Below are 24188 nucleotides of genomic sequence, written 5' to 3' on the forward strand. Positions count from 1 at the left end.
GCAGTAAATGTTTGCGTGTGTTACGATGGTAAAAAGATGACAAGCTTTGACATTCAATATAGATGGAGTGATGGACGATGAATGAACACCGTTACCGATGGCGCAATCGACAACTCCGTGAACATGTAGCAGTAGTAGATGGTGCACATGCTCCGTCGATCGTGTTAGCCAATGCGACGTATTTAAACGTTTACTTAAAACAATGGATAGAAGCGAATATATGGATTTACGACGATCGCATTGTCTATGTGGGTGATGCACTTCCTGAGTCTAATAAGGCTACTGAAGTCGTGGACTGCACTGGACAGTATATCGTTCCGGGCTACATCGAACCGCATGCCCATCCTTTTCAGTTATATAATCCCCACCGTTTAGCTCAATATGCATTACAAACTGGAACAACCACGTTAATCAACGATAACTTAGTGTTGCTTTTTTTATTACACAAAAAGAAAGCGTTTTCTTTATTAGGGGAATTGAATGATGTGCCGGCTTCTATGTACTGGTGGAGTCGTTTTGATTCCCAGTCAGCTCTTCAACGAGAGGATCATTTTCTGAGTGACGAGGATGTTCAGGATTGGCTTGAGCATGATGCTGTTATACAGGGTGGTGAACTGACAGGGTGGCCGAGTGTATTAAAAGATGATGATCGTGTATTACATTGGATGCAAGAGACCAAGCGTAAACGAAAGCCTATAGAGGGTCATTTCCCTGGAGCATCGGAGAAGACGCTGACGAAGATGAAGCTCCTTGGAACCGATTCCGATCATGAATCTATGACAGGGGAAGAGGTATGGAATCGAATCCGGCTTGGGTATATGACAGCTCTTCGCTATTCCTCCATTCGACCTGACCTTCCGCAGTTGTTAAAGGAGATGAAAGACTGGAATATCCGTGTGTATGACCGTCTTATGATGACAACAGATGGTGCGACACCATCCTTTTACGAACAAGGAATCATGGATCGCTGTATCGAAATTGCATTAGAAAACGATGTGCCTGATTATGAAGCGTATAGTATGGCTTCTTATAATGCTGCTAAACACTTTGGGATAGATCATCGTGTTGGAAGCATCTCCCCAGGGTGTGTGGCTCACATTAATATTCTTAGCGATAAACATAAGCCAACTCCAACCTCCGTTATAGCGAAAGGAGAATGGGTGAAAAGGGATGGGCAAACGGTTGAACAGTCTCATTCTTTCAAATGGGATGAGCATGATTTAAGCCCTCTGCAAATTGATTGGGATTTAACAGAACGAGATTTGCAATTCTCTATTCCTCTTGGTTTAGAGATGGTAAACGAAGTAATTCTAAAGCCGTACGCCGTGCAGTCTGAACTTTCAGGAGACCAAGCAGGGACGGAAGATGAAGCATTCTTAATGCTAATGGACAGGGAAGGTAAGTGGAAGGTGAATTCGATGATTAAAGGATTTACGAAGACACTTGGCGGACTTGTAAGTTCTTACTCAAATACGGGGGACTTCATTTTTATTGGAAAGAACAAGTCGGATATGGAGATGGCTTTTAACCGTATGAAAGAGATCGGGGGAGGCATCGTGCTAGCTCACGAAGGTGAAGTTATATATGAGCTTCCTTTACCTGTTGCCGGGATGATGTCTGATGAAGAAATGGGAACGATTATCTCGCACGAGAAACAAGTAAAGCGGATTTTAGGAGAGCATGGATATCCGTTTCAAGACCCTATCTATACACTATTGTTTCTCTCATCTATGCATCTTCCTTTCATACGAATTACACCTAAAGGAATTATGGACGTTAAGAAGAAAGAGGTACTCTTTCCTGCAATAATGCGTTAAAATGTAACTAGGGTAAAGTAGTGAAGTAGTTTAAGGAAAAGGTGTGTATGAACATGCGTAAGTCGTTAGGCTGGGTGTTTTTACTCATGCTCTTTGTCGTGACGGCTTGTTCCGTCGATCAACTGGCGAATAAAGCAAGCGCAGAAAAGCCTGCAGAAGGCGACGTCAAAGAGCACTCAAAGAAAGAAATGGAACAAACCATCGAAGAGACACCTGTATTGGAACAAGAGCCGGAATTTAAGAATGTGTATCCGTTAACAGGTGAGAGAACGAATGACAATGTCAGTCATCGTATCATGGCCGTTATGGTCAATAATCATTCCTACGCTAGACCACAATCAGGTTTACACGATGCAGATCTCGTTTACGAAGTATTGGCTGAAGGAAGCATCACAAGGTTTTTAGCCTTTTATCATAGTAACCAACCTGAAGTGGTCGGTCCTGTCAGAAGTGCCCGCGAGTACTACTTTACTATTGCAAAAGGGTACGATGCGATTTACTTGTATCACGGGGCAGCTGAGTATATTGAGAATCAGCTAAAAGCAGGCGCAATTGATCATTTGAACGGTATGTACTATGATAATGATCGGAATTTATTTAAACGAGAAAGTTTCCGTAATGCTCCACATAACTCGTATATTCTTCTTGATGCTGTCTATGATGTAGCTAAACAAAAAGGTTACGATGTAACGAAGGATCATGCCCCCCTTCCGTTTTTGACGGAGGAAGAGATTCAGTCCCTTAATGGGCAGCAAGCATCGAACGTTACGATTACGTATTCAAACACACCACAAGAAATAGTCACGTTCAAATATAATCTTAAAGAAGAGAATTACGCACGGTTCAACGACGGAGAAGCAACCGTAGATTATCATTCAAAAGAAGCCACTACGGTCGATAATATTTTTATAGTAGAAACAGGTCATCGTGTAATTGATAGTAAGTTACGCAGGGCCATAGATTTAAATTCTGGTGGGGACGGGTACTTGATTCAAAAAGGGCAAGTACAAAAAGTGACTTGGAAGAATGAAGATGGCAGAATCTATCCTTTCAAAGATGGTAAAAAGGTAGGATTCGTTCCGGGTAAGACGTGGGTCAACATCGTACCTGAACAACCAGGCATCAGCCAGTCCGTTTCAATCACCTCGCAATAATAAAAGGAGTGTCGCACATGCAAATTGATAAACTAAGGGGTAAAGAATTAGATCAGCTATTTAAAGCGATCCTTACAATGGAATCAGTAGAAGAATGCTACAAACTATTTGATGACCTGGCAACAATGAACGAGGTTCAATCCCTTGCCCAGCGTTTAGAAGTAGCCCGCATGCTTCGTGAAGGATTCACGTATCACAAAATCGAAAACGACACAGGCGCATCAACAGCAACAATCTCTCGCGTAAAACGTAGCCTAAACTACGGAAACGACGCCTATGCAATGGCTCTAGATCGCATTCAGGAATCTGAAAAAGAAGACTAAGACTAGTGAGAAGGCTGCCCCTTATGGGGTGGTCTTTTTTTTATGAGATTTTTAGGGGCGGTCAGGTTGAAACGCAAAACCACTACCTATTGATTATTCGTGGGGGAGGGGCTCGAGCCAGTCTGGGCGAACTTGAGTCAGAAAGTGGTGACCCGTTCGTTCACATGTAGGAGGAACTTGAGTCAGTATTTCTGAAACTTGAGTCAGAACCTCCTGACTCGAGCCGGAATGCCTAAACTTGAGCCGCTCTCCCTTGGACTTGAGCCGTAAATTTGGTCGCTTGAGCCAGTAAAAGGAAAACTAGAGTCACTTCAACTAAGGCTTGAGTCGCTTTTTTCTAACTTGAGCCAGTCTCGGCGAACTTGAGCCGCCCGCCAAGCACTCGAGCCAGAAAGTCGAGATCCCTTCAAAGCCTGGAGGGGACTTGAGTCAGTATTTCTGAAACTTGAGTCAGAACCTCCTGACTCGAGCCGGAATGCCTAAACTTGAGCCGCTCTCCCTTGGACTTGAGCCGTAAATTTGGTCGCTTGAGCCAGTAAAAGGAAAACTAGAGTCACTTCAGCTAAGGCTTGAGTCGCTTTTTTCTAACTTGAGTCAATCTCGGCGAACTTGAGCCGCCCGCCAAGCACTTGAGCCAGAAAGTCGAGATCCCTTCAAAGCCTGGATGGGGCTTGAGTCAGTATTTCTGAAACTTGAGTCAAAACCTCGCGACTCGAGCCGGAATGCCTATACTTGAGCCGCTCTCCCTAGAACTTGAGCTGTAATTTTGGCCGCTTGAGCCAGTAAAAGGAAAACTAGAGTCACTTCAGCTAAGGCTTGAGTCGCTTTTTTCTAACTTGAGCCAGTCTCGGCGAACTTGAGCCGCTCGCCAAGCACTCGAGCCACTTGTAAAATTCCTTCCAAGCTAATCCCTCCCCGCTCTGGAAATTGTTTCACGTGTAACTTTTTTAACATTCAAATAATCAATGAGAACAAGTAACCAAGATCATGATGACAAAAATAGTTAATAAACGATCCCTTTCGATTATCTAAACAAAAGAAACCCACATGTCGACTGAAATCGTCAGCATGTGGGTTTCTGAATGCACCTTAGTATTTTAATTGATCTTCAATGAAGCTGCGTAGGTCGCTAATGTTTAGGCGAGTCTGTTCCATTGTGTCACGGTTTCGTACGGTAACTTGACCGTCTTCTTTGGAATCGAAGTCGTATGTGATACAGAATGGTGTACCGATCTCGTCGTGACGGCGGTAACGTTTACCGATCGAACCAGCGTCGTCATAGTCGACCATGAAGTGCTTGGATAATTCAGCAAATACTTCTTTCGCTTCGTCGCCTAGCTTCTTCGAAAGTGGGAAGATCGCTGCTTTGTATGGAGCAACGGAAGGATGGAACTTCATCACAGTACGGGAAGATCCGTCTTCTAATTCTTCCTCTTCGTATGCGTCAGCTAGGAATGCTAGAGCTAAGCGGTCTGCACCAAGGGCAGGCTCGATTACATAAGGAATGTAGCGCTCGTTTGTTTCTTGATCGATGTACTTAAAGTCTTCGCCAGAATGCTCAGCGTGTTGAGTCAGGTCGAAGTCTGTACGGGAAGCAATGCCCCAAAGTTCGCCCCAGCCCATTGGGAACTGATATTCAATGTCTGTTGTTGCGTTACTGTAGTGAGACAATTCATCTTCACCGTGCTCGCGCAGGCGTAGGTTGTCGCCATCAATGCCAAGAGACATTAACCAGTTGTGACAGAAGTTCTTCCAGTAATCGTACCATTCTAGTTCTTCGCCAGGCTTACAGAAGAATTCCATTTCCATTTGTTCGAATTCACGTGTACGGAAGATGAAGTTACCAGGTGTGATTTCGTTACGGAAACTCTTACCGATTTGTCCGATTCCGAATGGAAGCTTCTTACGCATAGAGCGTTGAACGTTTTTGAAGTTCACGAAGATTCCTTGTGCGGTTTCAGGGCGAAGGTAGATATCGTCTGTTGCGCCTTCTGTAACACCTTGTTGCGTTTGGAACATAAGGTTGAACTGGCGAATACCTGTGAAGTTCTTCTCGCCACAAGTTGGGCAAGCGATGTCGTGTGTTTCGATTAGCTTTTCCATTTCTTCAAATGGAAGGCCATCAACGACTAGTTCATTTCCTTCAGCTTCTAGCTTGTTCTCGATTAGTTTGTCTGCGCGGTGGCGTGACTTACATTCTTTACAGTCGATCATCGGGTCGTTGAAGTTGCCTAAGTGACCAGATGCTTCCCATGTTTTCGGGTTCATTAAGATCGCTGCGTCAAGACCAACGTTAAGCGGGTTTTCTTGGATGAATTTTTGCCACCATGCGCGCTTTAAGTTGTTCTTTAACTCAACGCCAAGTGGGCCGTAATCCCATGTGTTCGCAAGGCCGCCGTAGATTTCAGAACCTTGGAAGATAAAGCCGCGATGCTTTGAGTGTGATACTAATTGATCCATTGTTGCTTTCTTAGACATGTGTATGTCCTCCTTTATCACTTGAACTTTACTAAACAGATTGTGAAGCTGTCCCAAAAGCCATAAAAAAATCTCGCCACTGGGACTATGCCCAGGGACGAGATTATAACCCGCGGTTCCACCCTGATTGATGACTTGCTCGGTTAGCAAGCATCCACTTTATGCGTGCATACTCAGGAACGCCGTTTCTTTAAACCATTCTCTGAGCTCGCACCATCCTCAGATCGCTAGGGGGAAGGGGGTTTAAATACTATTTTTCCGTCATCATATGATATAAACTTTTTGTTTTCTAATAGTAGCATAGCTTGTTTCTGTTCACAAGTCTACACGGAAAAAGCCGAACTCCCTTTCGATTTGAGGGGGGTTTTTTGCTATAATGGATAAATGGAATATGGTAAACGGAGGCTAGTGCCATGTACGATATAAAAAAGTGGGAGCACGTGTTTAAGCTCGATCCCAACAAAGAGATTTCAGATGAAGATTTAGAACGAATATGTGAATCGGGAACAGATGCTGTCATTGTAGGTGGGACGGATGATGTGACGTTAGACCAAGTCCTCTCACTGCTTGCGAGCATTCGCCGTTATTCGGTTCCTTGTATTTTAGAGATATCCAACTTAGAAGCCATTACACCTGGGTATGATTATTATTTTATTCCGATGGTGTTAAATAGTTCTGAAAAACGCTGGATGATGGATGTTCATCATGAAGCTGTGAAAGAATATGGAGATATTACAGATTGGGATGAGATGCTTGCTGAGGGGTATTGTATCTTAAACCCTGAGTCGAAGGCGTTTCAGGCTACCAATAGTGTCATGCCTGATGAGGAAGATGTGATTGCTTATGCCAGAATGGCTGAGCACTTGTTCCGACTGCCGATCTTTTACCTTGAATATAGCGGTATATATGGTGATCCGGAGTTAGTTAAGAAAGTTGATCAAACGCTTGATCAAACCTTGTTATTCTACGGAGGCGGTATTGAGACGCCCGAACAAGCGAAGGAAATGAAAGCTTTTGCAGATGTCCTTGTGGTAGGGAATGTCATTTACGATAATATGAAACAAGCTTTAAAAACGGTAGCAGCCGTAAAAGAACGAGAATAAAGGAGTGTCGCTCTCTTGAGCCCGTTAACAAACGACTTGCTAAAAGGATTGAACGAACAACAACGTGAAGCTGTAGTGAAGACAGATGGCCCCTTGCTTCTAATGGCCGGAGCAGGTAGTGGGAAGACGCGTGTGTTAACCCATCGTATTGCTTACTTATTAGGAGAGAAAGAGATTGCACCGCGTAACGTATTAGCGATTACGTTTACGAATAAAGCAGCGCGCGAGATGAAGGATCGTGTAGGTGACCTAGTGGGGCCAGAAGCACGCGATATGTGGATCTCCACGTTCCACTCCATGTGTGTACGCATTTTGCGTCGTGATATTGATCGCATTGGGATTAACCGTAACTTCTCCATTTTAGATACGACGGACCAGCTTTCTGTCATTAAGCAGGTACTGAAGGACTTGAACTTAGATCCGAAGAAGTTTGACCCTCGTGCCATGCTTGGAGCCATTAGCACAGCGAAGAACGAACTGAAAACGCCTGAAGATTTTAGTAAAACAACAGGCAACTACTATGAGCAACAAACAGCGGGTGTGTATGAGAAATACCAGAAGACGCTTCGTAAGAACCAGTCACTAGATTTCGATGACTTAATTATGCAGACACTAACGCTGTTTGATCGTCTTCCTGAGGTGTTGGAGTATTACCAGCGCCGTTTCCAGTACATTCACGTAGATGAGTATCAGGATACGAACCATGCGCAGTATCAGCTTGTTAAAATGCTTGCGAATCGTTTTGAAAACTTATGCGTAGTTGGAGACTCTGACCAGTCGATCTATCGTTGGCGCGGAGCGGATATTGCCAATATTATGTCGTTTGAGAAAGACTACCCAACAGCTAAAGTGATTATGCTTGAACAAAACTATCGTTCCACGAAGCGTATTCTAGACGCGGCGAACGAGGTAATTCAGAATAACTCTGGTCGTAAGCCGAAGAACTTATGGACGGACAATGATGATGGCGAGTCAATTTTCTATTACCAGGCGCCGACTGAACGCGATGAAGGACTCTTTGTAACGAACAAGATTGAAGACATGGTGCGTGCAACGAAGTTTAAATATAAAGACTGCGCTGTGCTTTATCGTACAAATGCTCAATCCCGTACAATTGAGGAAACGTTTGTGAAAGCGAATATTCCGTACCAAATTGTCGGAGGCACGAAGTTCTACGACCGCAAAGAAATTAAAGACATGCTTGCGTACTTGCGCCTTATTGCGAATCCGGATGACGATATTAGCTTTGGCCGAATTGTAAACGAACCGAAGCGAGGCGTTGGCCGTACGTCCCTTGATAATATACAAATGTATGCCGCTCGCCATGATCTTTCTTTATATGAAGCAGCTGGTGAAGTCGAGCAGGTTGGACTCAGTAAGCGTGCAACGAATGCGATTCGTGATTTCCACAAAATGATTCGAAACTGGACGCAGCAACAAGATTTCTTATCTGCAACAGATCTTGTAGAAGATGTGCTTAAGATCACTGGATATGAGGATATGTTAAAGAACGAGAACAGCTTAGAAGCGCAAAGTCGCCTTGAGAACATTAATGAATTCTTATCTGTTACGAAGAACTTTGAAGAGCAAAATGAAGACAAGAGTTTGATTGCTTTCCTAACGGATCTTGCACTTGTAGCGGATATTAACTCGGCTGATGAGGATCCGTTCGCTGATGACAAGGTTACTCTGATGACGCTTCACTCAGCTAAGGGACTTGAATTCCCGGTTGTATTCCTAATTGGGATGGAAGAGAGTGTCTTCCCTCACAGTCGTTCCCTTCAGGATGAAGAAGAAATGGAAGAGGAGCGTCGCCTCGCTTATGTAGGAATTACTCGTGCTGAACAGCAGTTATTCTTAACAAACGCGAAGATGCGCACCCTATTTGGCCGTACGAATATGAATCCTGAGAGTCGATTTATTTCAGAGATCCCAGCTGAATTGATTGAAGGACGAGGGAACCAAGGTGGTGGATCTCCGTTTGGCGGTGGATTCCAGGACCCTGCGCCTTCTGGATTCAATACAGGGCAACCAAAACAACCACAACCGAAGCGTAAAGCGACAACGATGAAGCAAAAAGCAGCATCTGGGGACGGAGATGATTTTGCTGTAGGAGATAAGGTGTCCCATAAGAAGTGGGGCGAAGGAACGGTCGTGAAAGTTCAAGGTGAAGGGGACTCTAAAGAGCTAGACATCGCATTCCCTGCACCAAATGGAATCAAGCGCGTGCTGGCCAAATTTGCTCCCATTACTAAGCAATAGCTTTGAGGTGAACGTATGAATAAGGAAGAAGCAAAGAAAAGAATTGAAGAACTCCGTCGTGAGTTAGAGCAGTACAACTATGAGTACCATACGCTCGATCAGCCATCTGTATCTGACTATGAATATGATAAGAAGACGCGTGAGCTCATTGATTTAGAAGAAGAGCATCCTGATCTTGTCACTCCGGATTCCCCGTCACAGCGTGTAGGCGGGGCACCTCTTGATGCTTTCCAAAAGGTGCAGCATGAGATTCCGATGCTGAGCTTAGGTAATGCTTTTGACGAGCAGGAGCTTCGAGATTTCGATCGTCGTGTGCGCGAAGGCGTTGACGGTGAAGATGTGGACTATGTGTGTGAGTTGAAGATTGACGGACTAGCGATTTCTTTGAAATATGAAGATGGACTACTCGTTCGCGGTGCAACGCGTGGTGACGGGCAAACAGGTGAGGACATTACGCAGAACCTGAAGACCATTAAGAGTATTCCTCTTCGTATTGAGCAGCAGGAGCCGATTGAAGTGCGCGGAGAAGCCTTTATGCCGCATCGTTCTTTCCTAACTATGAACGAAAAGCGTGAAGCGAACGGGGAAGAGCCTTTTGCTAACCCACGTAATGCGGCTGCAGGTTCTCTTCGCCAGCTTGATCCGAAGATCGCAGCGAAGCGTAATTTAGATATATTCTTATACGGCGTTGGGCAATGGGAAGCTGGAGAGCTTGAGTCTCATAGCGAGCGACTTGAATATATGAAGTCACTTGGATTTAAAACAAACCCGGAGTGGAAAAAGTGTAACGATATTGAGGAAGTCATCGACTATGTTACAAAGTGGACAGAAGAGCGTCCTAATTTGAACTATGAAATTGATGGGATTGTTATTAAAGTAGACAGTCTAGAGCAGCAAGAAACGCTTGGTTTCACAGCAAAAAGCCCTCGCTGGGCGACGGCCTTTAAGTTCCCGGCAGAGGAAGCAATTACGAAACTAACGGATATCGAATTAAGCGTTGGTCGTACAGGTGCCGTAACCCCAACAGCGATTTTGAACCCTGTTCAAGTAGCCGGTACAACGGTAGGACGCGCTTCTCTCCATAATGAGGACCTGATTCGTGAGAAAGATATCCGCATCGGGGATACTGTTGTGATTAAGAAAGCGGGAGATATTATCCCGGAAGTGGTTCGCGTTGTGACGGATGAGCGCTCAGGAGATGAAGAACCTTTTTATATGCCTGACGTATGTCCGGAATGTGGAAGTGATTTGGAGCGTTTAGAGGAAGAAGTGGCGCTTCGCTGTATTAATCCGAACTGCCCGGCTCAGCTTCGCGAAGGCCTTATCCACTTTGTTTCTAGAAATGCGATGAACATTGATGGACTTGGTGAGAAAGTGATTGCTCAACTTTTCCGAGAGAATTTGGTTCATACGATTGCTGACCTGTATAAGTTGGATAAAGATGAACTATTGCAACTTGAGCGTATGGGTGAAAAGTCAGCAGATAATCTTCTCTCATCTATTAACGTCTCGAAAGAAAACTCATTAGAGCGCTTGTTATTTGGACTTGGCATTCGTTTTGTCGGGTCAAAAGGAGCCAGGACGCTTGCTGAAGAGTTTGAAACGATGGAGCGTTTAATGAATGTGACCTATGACGAGTTGGTGGCTATCCATGACATTGGGGAAAAGATGGCAGATTCAATCGTTCGTTACTTCGAGAAAGAACCGGTTGTTGAATTAATTGAGGAATTAAGAGGCCTCGGTCTGAATATGGAGTATAAAGGGCAGAAGAGAAGCGAGCAGCCTGAAGATTCTCCGTTCGCAGGAAAGACCATCGTGATTACAGGAAAAATGGAAAACTATAGCCGAGGCGACGTGAAAACACATGTTGAAGCGTTAGGTGGTAAAGTGACAGGAAGCGTGAGTAAGAACACCGATATGCTAATTGCAGGGGAAGATGCTGGCTCGAAATATGAGAAAGCAGAGAAGCTAGGCATTGAGATCTGGGATGAGGCGCGCTTCCAATCTGCGTTACAAGAATAGGGAGAGTGGAGACGGATGAAACGGATCGCATGGATAGTAGGCCTTGCCATTCTATTGGCAGGGTGCGCTCCGGCCTATGATAAGCAGGAAGAAGAATTAACGAAAGAAACGCAGGAGAATAGTCAGAAAGAGAAGGCCATTGTGCCGAAGCATAGCATCTCTGATGAGTATTATCGTCCTCTTGTGAATAAGCAGGATAAGTATGAACCGAGTAAAGCGCGAGGCATCATTGTGCGCCAAGTTGATAATCGCTTGGATATTGAAGAGATGGAAATGGGGTTAAGACGTCATTCGAAGGAGGTTTATGACCCTGAGGAATACTTCTTTCAAGACGGTCAGTACTTAACAGATGATATTCTCAATGATTGGCTCGATCGAAAAGTGAATGAAGAGGGATCAGATGGAACACCAAATGGTCTAAATCCATCTCTGCCTTTAGGTGCATCTCAGCAGCAATATAGAGATAACCCTGTTTATCTTTCTCATATTCTCGAGCAGAACTTCTTTAAGAAGACGGATGGGAACTCTGTCGAATTAAGCGGTATCTCTATAAGTCTTGCGATGAAATCACAATATGAATTCCAAGTAGAGAAGTGGGGAGCTTCTTACTATGAAGAGATTAGTCGGGATGAAATGCTTACACAAGGAAAGAAAATGGCACAAACAGTATTAGAGCGTCTCCGTGGCATGGAGGAGCTTGAGGATATTCCGATTATGATTACGATCTATCAGCAAGAAGCAAAGTCTTCTGTAGTGCCGGGTAATTACTTAGCGAAAACGACCGTTGAGGAAAAAAATGATCAGATTAGTGAATGGGAAACAATTGATGAGAAATACATCTTATTCCCTTCAGACGAAGCGGAAGAAAACTATAAGAAAGAGTCTGAAGACATGGTGGACTTCCAGAACGATGTTGCCAATTACTTCCCGAACTACATTGGGGTTGTTGGGAAAGGGTTCTACAAAGATGATGAATTAGTCAATATGGAAGTTACCATTCCTGTTGAATTCAAAGGTAAAGCCGAGATCGTCTCGTTAACCCAGTATGTCTACTCGCTCATCATGGAAAACTTCCCGAACTACTTCGGGATTGAAGTGAAAATTGAATCGCATGAAGGACAAGAAAGTCTCATCGTCCGAAAACCAGGCGAAGACAAACCATACGTACACATCTACGACAAATAAAGGAAGGGACAGCGCTAACTGCGCTGTCCCTTTCTTTTGTGCTGTAGAAGAAGAAAGCGTGCCAGACCCCCTTCAGTGCTGTGCAGTACCGCAGGGTGCCAGGCACCCTTTGATGCTGTGCTGTAACAGAGGGTGTCTGGCACGCTTTACTTCTTTTATTTGGCAAATTGTAAATTGGGTGTATGCCCATTTACTTTACTTACACGAATGTGTTAGAATTTTTTATACAACTAAACCTGAGTAAACTTATAAGGATTATATAAATTAACACCACGAGGTGAAGGGTATGGGAAGAGAGTTTATTGATTTATTTGATGGTTGGGCCTCGTCTTATGATCAGACCGTGTCTGGTGAGGACGTTGAATATAAAGAAGTATTCGCGCATTATGATGAGATCTTAAACGCTGTAGTTGATCATACAAAGGGACCAAACGTCATTGAATTTGGTGTTGGAACAGGGAATTTAACGAAGAAGTTAATTAACCGAGGACATTCCGTTATTGGTGTTGAGCCTTCGGCAGAAATGCTGAAGATTGCTCAGATTAAAGTGCCAGATGCCAAAGTGTATGATGGAGATTTTATTGAATTTCCAAAGCCACAGGTACCGGTTCAATCGATTGTGAGCAGTTACGCATTTCATCACCTTACAGATGAGGAAAAGGATCTGGCGATTGGCCAATATAGTAGGATCTTAGAAAAAGGAGGCCGGATTGTTTTCGCTGATACCGTTTTTGAAACACATGCTTCAAAGAGGAAAGCGATTGAAACAGCTATTGCCTCGCACTATAACAATTTAGCTGATGATTTATCAGTAGAATACTACTCCGACATTCCAACCCTGCAAGCAATCTGTAAGAAATATAACTTTGAAGTACTGTTTGAGCAGAAGAATAAATATGTTTGGGTAATGGTAGCAGAGAAAAAATAATTTCAAAAAAAAAGGGAGAGGTTTATCCATGCCAATGAACGTAGAAAGCTTTAACTTAGATCACACAAAAGTCGCAGCACCTTATGTACGACTGGTTGGAATTACAGAAGGTTCAAAAGGAGATAAAGTTTACAAATACGACCTTCGTATTAAACAACCAAATAAGGATCACATGAACATGCCTGCTCTTCACTCGTTAGAGCACATGTTGGCAGAATTTAGCCGCAATCATCACGACCATATCTTAGACATTGGCCCAATGGGCTGCCAGACCGGTTTCTACATTGCCGTATTAAATGATGATAGTTACGAAAACATCCTAACTGTTATTGAAAATGCGCTGAAAGATGTCTTAGAAGCGACGGAAGTACCAGCTTGCAATGAAGTGCAGTGTGGCTTCGCAGCTAGTCACAGCTTAGAAGGGGCAAAGCAGCTGGCTCAAGAACTATTAGACAAACGAGACGAATGGACAGAGGTTTTCGCTGAACAACAATAAGGAGCGAACGATATGCAGTACGTGACTAACATTCAGCAACTGATTGGCCACACCCCTCTAATGGAACTCCAGAATGTTGGAGTTCCTGAGGGCGTGCGCCTCTTTGCTAAATTAGAATATTTTAACCCAGGAGGCAGCATTAAAGATCGTCTTGGGCAGAAGCTTCTTGACGACGCAATTCAGTCTGGACAATTGAACCCTGGAGGAACAATTGTCGAGCCCACTGCTGGGAATACAGGAATTGGATTAGCTCTCGCCGCTATAGGTCGAGGGTTTCGAGTGATGTTCGTTGTACCTCAAAAATTCAGCATGGAGAAACAGACGCTTATGAAAGCGCTCGGTGCTGAAATTATCAACACCCCCACAGAAGAAGGCATGCAGGGAGCCATTGACAAAGCGACTGACCTTGCCAAAGAGTTAAACGCTTTTTGTCCCCAACAATTTGATAACCACGCCAATCCGCAGACCTATTATGAAACGCTTGGCCCTGAAATCTATGATTCTTTAGAAGGCAGTGTGGATGTGTTCGTAGCAGGTGGCGGAACAGGTGGTACATTCATGGGAACCGCACGCTATCTGAAAGAAAAGAATCCCTCTATTAAAACCGTCATTGTCGAGCCAGAGGGGTCGATTTTAAACGGGGGTCCAGCAGGCCCTCATAAAACAGAAGGAATTGGGATGGAATTTTTGCCGAAGTATATGGATACGGATTATTTCGATGGCATTCATACCATTTCAGACCAAGATGCGTTCAGAGCGGTAAAGCTTTTAGCGGAGAAAGAAGGACTGCTTGTCGCTAGTTCCTCAGGAGCTGCGTTTGTGGCAGCACTGAAAGAAGCGAAGCAGGCTGAGCCTGGAACAAACATTGTTACAATCTTCCCAGATAGTAGTGAACGATATTTAAGCCAAGGAATCTACGAGGAGTGAGAATATGAGAAGGAAAACACAACTAATACACGGTGGCATCACAGGTGATGAACAAACTGGAGCGGTTTCTGTCCCGATCTATCAAGTCAGTACGTATAAACAAGATGGAGTTGGCAAGCACAAAGGCTATGAATACTCAAGAACAGGCAATCCAACTCGTCATGCGTTAGAAGAATTGATTAAAGATTTAGAAGGCGGCTATGCTGGCTTTGCCTTTGGATCGGGGATGGCTGCAATTACGTCCATTCTTATGATGTATAAGAGTGGTGATCATCTTATTATTACGGATGATGTGTACGGAGGCACATACCGCCTTCTTTCTGGTGTGCTTAGTCGCTTTAACCTTGATGTAACGTTTGTGGATACGTCTAATGTTGATAACATTGAAGAGGCGATTCGACCAAATACGAAGGCTGTTTATGTTGAAACACCTACTAATCCTTTGCTAAAGATAACAGATCTTGAGGCCGTAGCTCGTCTAACGAAGGAAAAAGGGTTTACGTTTATTGTCGATAATACGTTCAGTACCCCTTATTGGCAAAATCCAATTGAGCAAGGTGCTGACATCGTGCTTCATAGCGCGACGAAGTATTTAGGTGGGCATAGTGATGTGGTAGCAGGCCTGGTTGTGGTGAATTCACAAAGCTTAGCAGAAGAACTCCATTATGTTCAAAATTCAGCAGGGGCTGTATTAGGACCGCAGGATTCTTGGCTTCTAATGAGAGGGATTAAGACACTTGGGATCCGTATGGAAGAAATCGAATCAAATACTCATGCGTTTGTTTCATTCCTTCAGGAGCATCCGGAAGTGACAACGATCTATTACCCTGGCTTAAACGATCACACTGGTCATGATATCCATGCTTTACAGGCTAGGGGAGCAGGCGGCATGATTTCTTTTGACGTCGGAAGTGATGAAAATGCAGAGAAATTATTGAAGAACCTAAAGTACTTTACGTTAGCCGAGAGTTTAGGAGCTGTAGAGAGTCTAATTTCAGTTCCGGCAAAAATGACTCATGCCTCAATTCCGAGTGACCGAAGAGCGGAATTAGGGATTACCGATGGACTTGTTCGAGTATCAATCGGACTTGAAGACATAGAAGATCTGAAAGAAGACTTCGTTCAGGCGCTAAAAGGAGAATAAGTGAAGAGGGGGCTCAGAGATTTTCTGGGCTTCTTTTTTATAAGAAAAGATGGCTGATTTATTTAGAAAGAAGTTTAGTTTTGTGTGAAATGGGTAATAAAAATAGTTGTGAGAAATACACATTCTAGTATTAGAGTTTTTTTCTAAAAAAAGATAAAAATGACAAAAGTTCTAGATTTAATTTTATAAATTATGATGAATACATATAGGCGATTCTATTTATATTATTACAAATACAAGAATTTGATGTATAATAATACAAAATAATACGAAGGAATTAAAATACGCAATGTTCTGACAATTTCTTTATGTTATAGTACTTGTTGTATATCAATTGCAATTCATTGATGCATACCATACATGACTTGTCAGAATTATAAGAAAAATGTATGGTATTGTATATATAATGCATTGAAAAGGAGGGGGCGTCGAATGTTAACAACTGCAACATGGATGTGGCTCTTTATTCCCATGCCATTATTAATTATCCTATCAACCATCACTTTATTTACTGGAAGGAGAGAGTAGAACTTAATGAGTATAGCTACGTTAATTACGTTTATAGTTTATTTACTTGGAATGCTTTTAATTGGTGTTATTGCTTCAAGAATGACAAATGACTTATCAGATTATGTGTTAGGTGGTCGACGCTTAGGGCCAGGTGTTGCTGCGTTAAGTGCAGGGGCTTCTGATATGAGTGGTTGGCTATTACTTGGTTTACCAGGTGCTGTTTATGCTTCAGGTCTGTCTGCAGCATGGATTGGAATCGGGCTAGCGGTAGGTGCCTATTTAAACTGGCAGTTTGTAGCACGTCGTCTTCGTGTTTACACAGAGGTTGCGAATGATTCCATTACAGTACCGGACTTCTTAGAAAATCGCTTCCATGATACATCACATATCTTACGTGTGATCTCCGCACTTGTAATTTTATTCTTCTTCACCTTCTACACATCCTCAGGTATGGTAGGTGGAGCTAAATTATTCTCAGCATCCTTCGATATGGGGTATAACCAAGCCCTTTGGATTGGTGCAATTGTTATTATTTCTTATACATTCCTAGGTGGTTTCCTTGCAGTAAGCTGGACGGACTTCTTCCAAGGAATTCTGATGTTTGTTGCTTTACTGGCTGTACCAATCGTTGCGATCAGCGAACTTGGTGGCTGGAATGAAGTAGTTAGCATGATTAGTGAGATCGACGCAACTCGTCTTGATATGGTTAAAGGTGTTGGGGTCTTAAGTGTTGTATCTTCCCTTGCCTGGGGACTTGGTTACTTTGGACAGCCGCATATCTTAACTCGTTTTATGGCGCTTCGTTCTCCTAAAGATGTACCGAAAGCTCGTTTCATTGGTATGACTTGGATGATTCTGGGTCTATATGGAGCGATCTTTACAGGTCTTGTTGGTATCGCTTATGTAGCTAACGGTGGTACGGCAGGAGAACTTGCTGATTTAGGTGTGAAAATCGTTCAGCAAGGTGGATACAATGTGATTCCGGATTCCACAGAAGCTGAGAAGATCTTCATTGCCTTCTCACAAATCTTGTTCCACCCTGTAATTGCCGGGATCTTACTAGCAGCAATTCTATCTGCGATTATGAGTACAATTGACTCTCAGCTACTTGTATCATCTTCTGCAGTAGCGGAGGACTTCTACAAAGCCATCCTACGTAAGAACGCTTCTGAGCGTGAACTTGTATGGGTTGGTCGTTTCTCAGTAGCAGCGATTGCTTTACTAGCGATTGCACTTGCATACGGTGCACAAAGCTCTGTACTTGAACTTGTTAGTTACGCTTGGGCAGGATTTGGTGCCGCATTTGGACCAATTATCATCTTGAGTCTATTCTGGAAACGCCTTACTCGTAATGGTGCAGTAGCAGGGATTCTTGTAGGTGCTATTACAGTCGTCATTTGGGGCGATCTGTTAAATCCTACAGAAGGTCAAGATTGGACGAATATCTTCGGTTTATATGAAATCGTACCAGGCTTTATCCTTTGTACAATTGCAGCAGTTGTTGTAAGTATGATTGGCAATGGCCCGTCTAAAGAAATTCAAGCTGAATTTGATAAAGCGAATAGCTAAGATTGTTGAGAGCCTCTTCTTTTTTTAGAAGGGGCTCTTTTGTATAGCTCTTTCCGTTATGGTGGGGATGTATACATTTTGGCCTATAATGACGTCGGGCGTTTGGTGTTGGCTATTTAAGTGGCGGTGTAGTCGAACTTCCTCTTTTACTTGACCAACCCGCCTTAGCTTTTATGAGATCTAGCTCCGGCGGGGAGGGCCCTAGCGCGATAAGCAAACTACCTGCAGTGGCTAAACGCCACTTGCGGCAGTTTGCTTATCCGTACGGCCCTGGGCACCCCGCCTGCGCTTTTCTTGTCTAGCTCCGGCGGGGAGGGCCTGGCGCGATAAGCAATCTACCTCCAGTCTGCTACGCAGACTTACAGTAGCTTTCTTATCCGTACGGCCCTGGGCACCCCGCCTGCGCTTTTCTTAGTCCCGAGATTGATAAAGTACCTTGTTTTTTGGTATTATCATTATTATGTGATGTTCGATACGAATGGAGGTTAAAGGATGTCTAGAATTAGTGAAGAGCAAGTGAAGCATGTGGCTCATTTGGCGCGTTTGCACGTGTCTGATGAAGAAGCAGAGCGTTTTACGAAACAATTGGATGATATTATCTCGTTTGCGGAGCAGTTGAACGAGTTGGATACAGAGGGTGTTGAGCCTACGACACACGTTCAGGATCTTAAGAATGTGATGCGTAAGGACGAACCGAAGAAGTGGATTACACAAGAAGATGCGCTTAAGAATGCGCCGGAAACGCAAGATGGTCAAATCCGTGTACCATCTATTTTGGAATAGGAGGGTGACGAATGTCTCTTTTTGATTATAAATTATCAGATCTTCAAGAAATGCTACATAAGAAAGAGATCAGCGTAAATGATCTTTTAGATGAAGCATATAATCGAATCAGCGAAGTAGACGGAGACGTGAAAGCCTTCATTACATTAAATGAAGAAACTGCTCGTGCTCGTGCGAAAGAATTAGATGAACTACGAGGTACGCCTGAAGGACGCGGCCTGTTATTCGGTATGCCAATTGGTGTGAAGGATAACATCGTAACAAAAGGCCTTCGTACAACGGCTGCCAGCCAAATTTTAGATAACCTAACAGATCCATTATATGATGCAACGGTTGTGCAGAAGCTTGATGCAGCTGAAGCGATTAACGTTGGTAAGTTAAATATGGACGAGTTCGCAATGGGTTCTTCGAACGAGAATTCAAGCTATTATGCAACACGTAATCCATGGAACACAGACTATGTACCAGGTGGTTCTAGTGGTGGTTCAGCAGCAGCAGTTGCAGCAGGCGAAGTACCGTTCTCATTAGGTTCTGACACAGGTGGTTCCATCCGCCAGCCAGCAGCTTATTGTGGTGTTGTTGGACTAAAACCTACTTATGGCCGTGTATCTCGTTTCGGTCTGATTGCCTTTGCGTCTTCTTTAGATCAAATTGGCCCATTAACGCGTACGGTTGAAGATAATGCGTACATCTTAGAGACAATCGCAGGTCTTGATAAGATGGATTCTACATCTGCTGACATTGAAGTACCAAAATACACAGCAGCTCTTACAGGTGATGTGAAAGGCCTTAAGATTGCTGTGCCGAAAGAGTACCTTGCTGAAGGTGTATCTGATGAAGTAAAAGAAGCCGTTAAAAAGGCTCTTAAAGTATACGAAGATATGGGCGCGACGTGGGATGAAGTAACGCTTCCTCACTCGAAATACGCACTATCAACGTATTATCTACTATCTTCTTCTGAAGCGTCTGCTAACCTAGCACGCTTCGACGGTGTACGCTATGGTCGTCGTTCTCCAAATGCTGAGAATATGCTAGACATGTTCAAACTATCTCGTAGTGAAGGCTTTGGTGACGAAGTGAAGCGTCGTATTATGCTTGGAACATTTGCGTTAAGCTCTGGTTACTACGATGCGTATTATAAGAAAGCGCAGCAAGCTCGTACGCTAATCAAGAAGGATTTTGATGATGTACTAGCAGATTACGATGTGATTATCGGACCAACAACACCAACTCCTGCCTTTAAAGTAGGCGAGAAGACAGAAGATCCACTAACGATGTATGCGAACGATATCCTGACAATCCCTGTAAACCTAGCGGGCGTACCAGGAATCTCTGTGCCATGTGGATTCTCAGGAGAAGGGCTTCCAATTGGTCTACAGATCATTGGTAAGCACTTTGATGAAGCAACGGTTTACCGTGCAGCACATGCTTACGAACAGGCGACTGATTTCCATACACAAAAGCCAAGCCTGGGAGGTGCGAAGTAATGAACTTTGAAACAGTTATTGGTATTGAGGTACACGTTGAGCTAAAGACAGCGTCTAAAATCTTCAGCCCAAGTCCGAACATGTTCGGTGACCAGCCGAATACAAACGTGAACCCAATCGATTTAGGGTACCCAGGAGTACTACCTGTCCTAAACGAAGAGGTTGTCAATTACGCTATGAAAGCTGCGATGGCACTAAACTGTGACATCGCTACACATACAAAGTTTGACCGTAAGAACTACTTCTACCCGGACAACCCGAAAGCATATCAAATCTCTCAATTTGACCAGCCAATCGGTGAGAATGGGTATATCGACATTGAAGTAGACGGCAAGACGAAGCGCATTGGAATCACTCGTCTTCACATCGAGGAAGATGCGGGTAAATTAACGCACAGTGACGACGGCTATTCTCTAGTCGACTACAACCGTCAAGGTACGCCGCTGGTTGAGATCGTTTCTGAGCCAGATATCGCTTCTCCTGAAGAAGCATACAAATATCTTGAGAAACTGAAGAACATCATTCAGTACACAGGCGTATCCGATTGTAAGATGGAAGAGGGTTCTCTTCGTGCTGATGCGAACATCTCCATCCGTCCAATCGGTCAGGAAGAATTCGGTACGAAAACGGAGCTTAAGAACTTAAACTCCTTCTCATTCGTTCAAAAAGGACTAGAGTTTGAAGAAAAGCGCCAGCAAAAAGTACTAGAAGCCGGTGGCGAGATCCTTCAGGAAACGCGTCGTTTCGATGAAGCTACGAAAGAAACGATCCTTATGCGTGTTAAAGAAGGTTCTGATGACTATCGTTACTTCCCGGAGCCAGATCTTGTACCACTATACGTGAGTGAAGACTGGAAAGAGCGCGTACGTGCTGAGATTCCAGAGCTTCCAGATGCTCGTAAAGCTCGTTACATTAACGACCTAGGTTTACCTGAGTACGATGCGATGGTTCTTACAAATAACAAAGAGCTATCTGACTTCTTCCAAGAAACAATCGATGCAGGTGCTGACGTGAAGCAAGCATCAAACTGGATGATGGGTGAAGTATCGGCTTACTTGAACAAGCAACAAAAGGAACTAACAGACGTTGCGTTAACTCCTGCTAATCTTGCAAAAGTAATCAAACTTATTGAAGACGGTACAATTTCTTCTAAGATCGCGAAGAAAGTATTCGCTGAAACAGTTGAGAATGGTACAGAGCCAGAACAATACGTGAAAGATCAAGGCATGGGTCAGATCTCTGACGAAGGACAGCTTCGTGAGATTATTACTGGCATCCTTGATCAGAACCAGCAATCAATTGAAGACTACAAGAACGGGAAAGACCGTGCACTAGGCTTCCTTGTTGGTCAAACGATGAAAGCTACTAAAGGACAAGCGAACCCACCAATGGTAAACAAGATTATCGTTGAAGAAATGGATAAGCGCTAAAGAGTATGAATCTTGCATGAAAGCACGCTGCTACAGCGTGCTTTTGTGTGGGTTATAAAATGGAAAAAGAGCCTAATAGGAAAAACTTTTCAAATGGATGAAAAAGGTTTATGATGATGTAAGGAAAAATAGGCTTGGATGGGGGAAGGACCTATGAAACGTGCTCGAATTATTTACAATCCCACGTCAGGCAGGGAGGCTGTAAGGAAAGAGCTCCCTGATATCATGCAACGCTTTGAACAAGCAGGATATGAAACATCTACACACGCAACGACGTGCGCTGGAGATGCAACCAATGCAGCCAAAATCGCCGTAGAGCGGAAGTTTGATGTAGTGGTTGCAGCAGGTGGAGACGGGACGATTAATGAAGTCATTAATGGTCTCGCCGAACATGAATATCGCCCTAAACTGGGGATTATTCCAGTTGGAACGACGAATGATTTCGCTAGAGCGCTTTGTGTGCCGCGGAATGTGAAGAAAGCTGTTGATGTGATTCTGGACGGATTTTCAAAAGAGCTTGATATTGGCCGGGTGAACGACCAGTACTTTATGAATATCGCCGGTGGCGGTAAATTAACGGAACTGACGTATGAAGTTCCGAGTAAATTAAAAACGATGCTGGGGCAGCTCGCTTATTACCTGAAGGGCGTTGAAATGATCCCTTCCATCCGTCCAACGACTGTTGAAATCGAGTATGACGGAAAGTATTTCGAAGGCGAAGTGATGGTGTTTCTCGTGTCGAACACGAACTCTGTCGGCGGTTTAGAGAAGCTAGCACCAGACGCTGAGATGGATGATGGTATGTTTGATTTGCTTATTATTAAGCGCGTCAACCTTGCTGAACTCATTCGTCTCGCTTCACTCGCGATGAAAGGGAATCACATCAGTGACCCGAACGTCATTTATACAAAAGCAAACCGCATTAAGGTTCATACGAACGAGAAGATGCAGTTAAATATTGACGGGGAATATGGCGGATTATTGCCCGGGGAATTTGTCAATTTATATCGCCATCTGGAATTCTTTCTCCCTAGAGAACGATGGGAAGAGAAATAAGGAATGAAAACGGCTCGGATTTTGTCACAGCGGCAAGATTCAGAGTCGTTTGTTATTCTGTTCAGGAAATGGCAACACTAATCAAAAGAGCTGATTCCATTCAGCAATCTGAACGGCAAAGGAAGATGTGAATGTCTAAGCCAGCACCACCGGTACAGAAGAATGACACAATTGAAGTGACATTTGAAGACTTAACGCACGAAGGGAACGGCGTCGGCAAAGTCGATGGGTACCCGCTCTTCGTACCTTATGCTCTACCAGGTGAAACAGGAAAAGTGAAAGTCATTAAAGTGAAGAAGAACTTCGGATTTGGGAAGTTACTAGATGTTACAGAAGCAAGCCAGGACCGTGTAGACCCGCCATGTCCTGTTTACGTGCAATGCGGTGGCTGTCAGCTTCAACATATGAGCTACCAAATGCAGCTAGATATGAAACAGAATCAAGTGAAAAACGCTATGCATAAGATCGCACACTTAAGCGACGTGCCTGTACATCCAACCATCGGCATGGAAGACCCGTGGTACTACCGTAATAAAGTTCAGATCCCAGTCGGGCAAGACGGTGATCGCCTGAAGGCTGGATTCTACCGCAAGCGCAGCCACGACATAATTGAGATGGACACATGCATGATTCAAGACGAACACAACAACCGCATGGTCGAAGCTGTTCGCCGCATTGCTGAGAAGTACGGCATTGAAGCTTACAACGAAGAAAAACACCGCGGCGTCCTTCGTCACATTATGGTTCGCACCGGCCAAACAACTGGCGATGTTATGGTTGTCATGGTAACCCGTACAAAGCAGTTGCCATACGCAGAACAAATTGTCGAAGAGATTCGAGAGACGTATCCGAATGTGAAGTCAATCGTTCACAACGTTAACTCAAAGAAAACAAACGTCATCTTAGGTGACAAAACTACCGTTCTATACGGAGACGACTACATCGTCGACCGCATTGGCGATATCGAGTTCAAGATCTCACCAAAATCGTTCTACCAGGTCAATCCTGTTCAGACGAAGAAGCTATACGATCAAGCTCTAGCTTATGCAGACCTAAAAGGTCACGAAACGGTAATCGACGCTTACAGCGGCATCGGCACAATCTCCCTCTTCTTAGCCCAACAAGCGAAAAAGGTATATGGCGTTGAAATCGTTGCCCCAGCCGTAACGGACGCTAAGAAAAACGCAAAACTAAACGGCATGGACAACGCTGAGTTCTTCGTCGGAGAAGCCGAGAAAGTCTTCCCATGGTGGAAGAGCCAGGGCCTTGATCCTGATGTGATCGTAGTTGACCCTCCACGTAAAGGGTGCGACGAAGAGCTACTAAAGGCGATGATCGAGATGCAGCCAGAGAAAATTGTGTATGTATCCTGCAGCCCATCAACACTAGCCCGCGACCTTCGCATTCTAGAAGATGGTGGATTTGAGACCCAGGAAGTACAGCCAGTGGACATGTTCCCACAAACCGGCCACATTGAGAATGTAGCTTGGTTAAAAAGAAAATAATACAAAAGA

The 24188-nt window shown here is 44.0% G+C and carries 18 protein-coding genes; 17 read left to right on the forward strand and 1 reads right to left on the reverse strand.

Features of this window, described 5'->3' with window-relative positions; all coding sequences use genetic code 11:
- Positions 1-77: 77 nt before the first annotated feature.
- Genes IMZ31_RS01920 through IMZ31_RS01930 form a run of 3 tightly spaced genes read left to right on the forward strand, consistent with a single transcriptional unit; the run spans position 78 to position 3294 of the window.
- Positions 78-1817, forward strand: coding sequence for an adenine deaminase C-terminal domain-containing protein (locus IMZ31_RS01920; RefSeq protein ID WP_207528974.1), 1740 nt, complete (start codon positions 78-80; stop codon positions 1815-1817).
- Between the two features lie 53 nt (positions 1818-1870).
- Positions 1871-2971, forward strand: coding sequence for a DUF3048 domain-containing protein (locus IMZ31_RS01925; RefSeq protein ID WP_207528975.1), 1101 nt, complete (start codon positions 1871-1873; stop codon positions 2969-2971).
- A gap of 17 nt (positions 2972-2988) precedes the next feature.
- The gene (locus tag IMZ31_RS01930; protein WP_188655446.1) at positions 2989-3294 is read left to right on the forward strand and encodes a YerC/YecD family TrpR-related protein; all 306 of its coding nucleotides are present in this window, start codon (positions 2989-2991) and stop codon (positions 3292-3294) included.
- A gap of 1089 nt (positions 3295-4383) precedes the next feature.
- Here IMZ31_RS01930 and IMZ31_RS01935 read toward each other — a convergent pair.
- Positions 4384-5772, reverse strand: coding sequence for a glycine--tRNA ligase (locus IMZ31_RS01935; protein ID WP_207528976.1), 1389 nt, complete (start codon positions 5770-5772; stop codon positions 4384-4386).
- A 413-nt stretch (positions 5773-6185) separates the two neighbouring features.
- On the opposite strand from IMZ31_RS01935, the gene IMZ31_RS01940 reads away from it, so the two are divergent.
- From IMZ31_RS01940 to rlmD, 14 genes are all read left to right on the forward strand, one after another.
- On the forward strand, positions 6186-6875 hold the full coding sequence (locus IMZ31_RS01940) for a heptaprenylglyceryl phosphate synthase (RefSeq protein ID WP_207528977.1): 690 nt from the start codon (positions 6186-6188) through the stop codon (positions 6873-6875).
- A gap of 15 nt (positions 6876-6890) precedes the next feature.
- Positions 6891-9137, forward strand: coding sequence for a DNA helicase PcrA (gene pcrA, locus IMZ31_RS01945; protein WP_207528978.1), 2247 nt, complete (start codon positions 6891-6893; stop codon positions 9135-9137).
- A 15-nt stretch (positions 9138-9152) separates the two neighbouring features.
- Positions 9153-11159 (forward strand): NAD-dependent DNA ligase LigA, encoded by a 2007-nt coding sequence (ligA, locus tag IMZ31_RS01950; RefSeq protein WP_207528979.1) that lies wholly within the window; start codon positions 9153-9155, stop codon positions 11157-11159.
- Between the two features lie 15 nt (positions 11160-11174).
- Positions 11175-12344: a CamS family sex pheromone protein gene (locus IMZ31_RS01955; protein WP_207528980.1), complete on the forward strand. Its 1170-nt coding sequence runs from the start codon at positions 11175-11177 to the stop codon at positions 12342-12344.
- A gap of 286 nt (positions 12345-12630) precedes the next feature.
- Positions 12631-13272, forward strand: coding sequence for a class I SAM-dependent DNA methyltransferase (locus IMZ31_RS01960; protein ID WP_207528981.1), 642 nt, complete (start codon positions 12631-12633; stop codon positions 13270-13272).
- A 28-nt stretch (positions 13273-13300) separates the two neighbouring features.
- Positions 13301-13768 carry an S-ribosylhomocysteine lyase gene (locus tag IMZ31_RS01965; protein WP_207528982.1) on the forward strand — a complete coding sequence of 156 codons (468 nt, stop codon included), beginning with the start codon at positions 13301-13303 and terminating at the stop codon, positions 13766-13768.
- Positions 13769-13780: 12 nt separating this feature from the next.
- Positions 13781-14695, forward strand: a complete 915-nt coding sequence (locus IMZ31_RS01970; protein WP_207528983.1) for a PLP-dependent cysteine synthase family protein — start codon at positions 13781-13783, stop codon at positions 14693-14695.
- 4 nt (positions 14696-14699) lie between these two features.
- Entirely contained in the window at positions 14700-15839 is a 1140-nt protein-coding gene (locus IMZ31_RS01975; RefSeq protein ID WP_207528984.1) for a bifunctional cystathionine gamma-lyase/homocysteine desulfhydrase, read from the forward strand.
- 534 nt (positions 15840-16373) lie between these two features.
- Positions 16374-17918, forward strand: coding sequence for a sodium/proline symporter PutP (gene putP / locus IMZ31_RS01980; protein ID WP_207528985.1), 1545 nt, complete (start codon positions 16374-16376; stop codon positions 17916-17918).
- 492 nt (positions 17919-18410) lie between these two features.
- Complete coding sequence (gene gatC, locus IMZ31_RS01985; protein ID WP_036784246.1) at positions 18411-18701, forward strand: Asp-tRNA(Asn)/Glu-tRNA(Gln) amidotransferase subunit GatC; 291 nt, start codon at positions 18411-18413, stop codon at positions 18699-18701.
- Between the two features lie 11 nt (positions 18702-18712).
- Positions 18713-20188: an Asp-tRNA(Asn)/Glu-tRNA(Gln) amidotransferase subunit GatA gene (gene gatA, locus IMZ31_RS01990; protein ID WP_207528986.1), complete on the forward strand. Its 1476-nt coding sequence runs from the start codon at positions 18713-18715 to the stop codon at positions 20186-20188.
- Positions 20188-21618, forward strand: a complete 1431-nt coding sequence (gatB, locus tag IMZ31_RS01995; RefSeq protein ID WP_207528987.1) for an Asp-tRNA(Asn)/Glu-tRNA(Gln) amidotransferase subunit GatB — start codon at positions 20188-20190, stop codon at positions 21616-21618. Before gatA ends, gatB begins: the two co-directional genes overlap by 1 nt.
- Before the next feature lie 153 nt (positions 21619-21771).
- Positions 21772-22674, forward strand: coding sequence for a diacylglycerol kinase (locus tag IMZ31_RS02000; protein ID WP_207528988.1), 903 nt, complete (start codon positions 21772-21774; stop codon positions 22672-22674).
- A gap of 131 nt (positions 22675-22805) precedes the next feature.
- Positions 22806-24179: a 23S rRNA (uracil(1939)-C(5))-methyltransferase RlmD gene (gene rlmD, locus IMZ31_RS02005; protein WP_207528989.1), complete on the forward strand. Its 1374-nt coding sequence runs from the start codon at positions 22806-22808 to the stop codon at positions 24177-24179.
- Positions 24180-24188: the final 9 nt, after the last annotated feature.

It is taken from the genome of Pontibacillus sp. ALD_SL1, assembly GCF_017355605.1.

Excerpts from the sequence above, each read along its gene's own strand:
- IMZ31_RS01920 (WP_207528974.1), top strand. The coding sequence starts at position 78 with ATGAATGAACACCGTTACCGATGGCGCAATCGACAACTCCGTGAACAT.
- IMZ31_RS01925 (WP_207528975.1), top strand. The coding sequence starts at position 1,871 with ATGCGTAAGTCGTTAGGCTGGGTGTTTTTACTCATGCTCTTTGTCGTG.
- IMZ31_RS01930 (WP_188655446.1), top strand. The coding sequence starts at position 2,989 with ATGCAAATTGATAAACTAAGGGGTAAAGAATTAGATCAGCTATTTAAA.
- IMZ31_RS01935 (WP_207528976.1), bottom strand. The coding sequence starts at position 5,772 with ATGTCTAAGAAAGCAACAATGGATCAATTAGTATCACACTCAAAGCAT.
- IMZ31_RS01940 (WP_207528977.1), top strand. The coding sequence starts at position 6,186 with ATGTACGATATAAAAAAGTGGGAGCACGTGTTTAAGCTCGATCCCAAC.
- ligA (WP_207528979.1), top strand. The coding sequence starts at position 9,153 with ATGAATAAGGAAGAAGCAAAGAAAAGAATTGAAGAACTCCGTCGTGAG.
- IMZ31_RS01955 (WP_207528980.1), top strand. The coding sequence starts at position 11,175 with ATGAAACGGATCGCATGGATAGTAGGCCTTGCCATTCTATTGGCAGGG.
- IMZ31_RS01960 (WP_207528981.1), top strand. The coding sequence starts at position 12,631 with ATGGGAAGAGAGTTTATTGATTTATTTGATGGTTGGGCCTCGTCTTAT.
- IMZ31_RS01965 (WP_207528982.1), top strand. The coding sequence starts at position 13,301 with ATGCCAATGAACGTAGAAAGCTTTAACTTAGATCACACAAAAGTCGCA.
- IMZ31_RS01970 (WP_207528983.1), top strand. The coding sequence starts at position 13,781 with ATGCAGTACGTGACTAACATTCAGCAACTGATTGGCCACACCCCTCTA.
- IMZ31_RS01975 (WP_207528984.1), top strand. The coding sequence starts at position 14,700 with ATGAGAAGGAAAACACAACTAATACACGGTGGCATCACAGGTGATGAA.
- putP (WP_207528985.1), top strand. The coding sequence starts at position 16,374 with ATGAGTATAGCTACGTTAATTACGTTTATAGTTTATTTACTTGGAATG.
- gatC (WP_036784246.1), top strand. The coding sequence starts at position 18,411 with ATGTCTAGAATTAGTGAAGAGCAAGTGAAGCATGTGGCTCATTTGGCG.
- gatA (WP_207528986.1), top strand. The coding sequence starts at position 18,713 with ATGTCTCTTTTTGATTATAAATTATCAGATCTTCAAGAAATGCTACAT.
- gatB (WP_207528987.1), top strand. The coding sequence starts at position 20,188 with ATGAACTTTGAAACAGTTATTGGTATTGAGGTACACGTTGAGCTAAAG.
- IMZ31_RS02000 (WP_207528988.1), top strand. The coding sequence starts at position 21,772 with ATGAAACGTGCTCGAATTATTTACAATCCCACGTCAGGCAGGGAGGCT.
- rlmD (WP_207528989.1), top strand. The coding sequence starts at position 22,806 with ATGTCTAAGCCAGCACCACCGGTACAGAAGAATGACACAATTGAAGTG.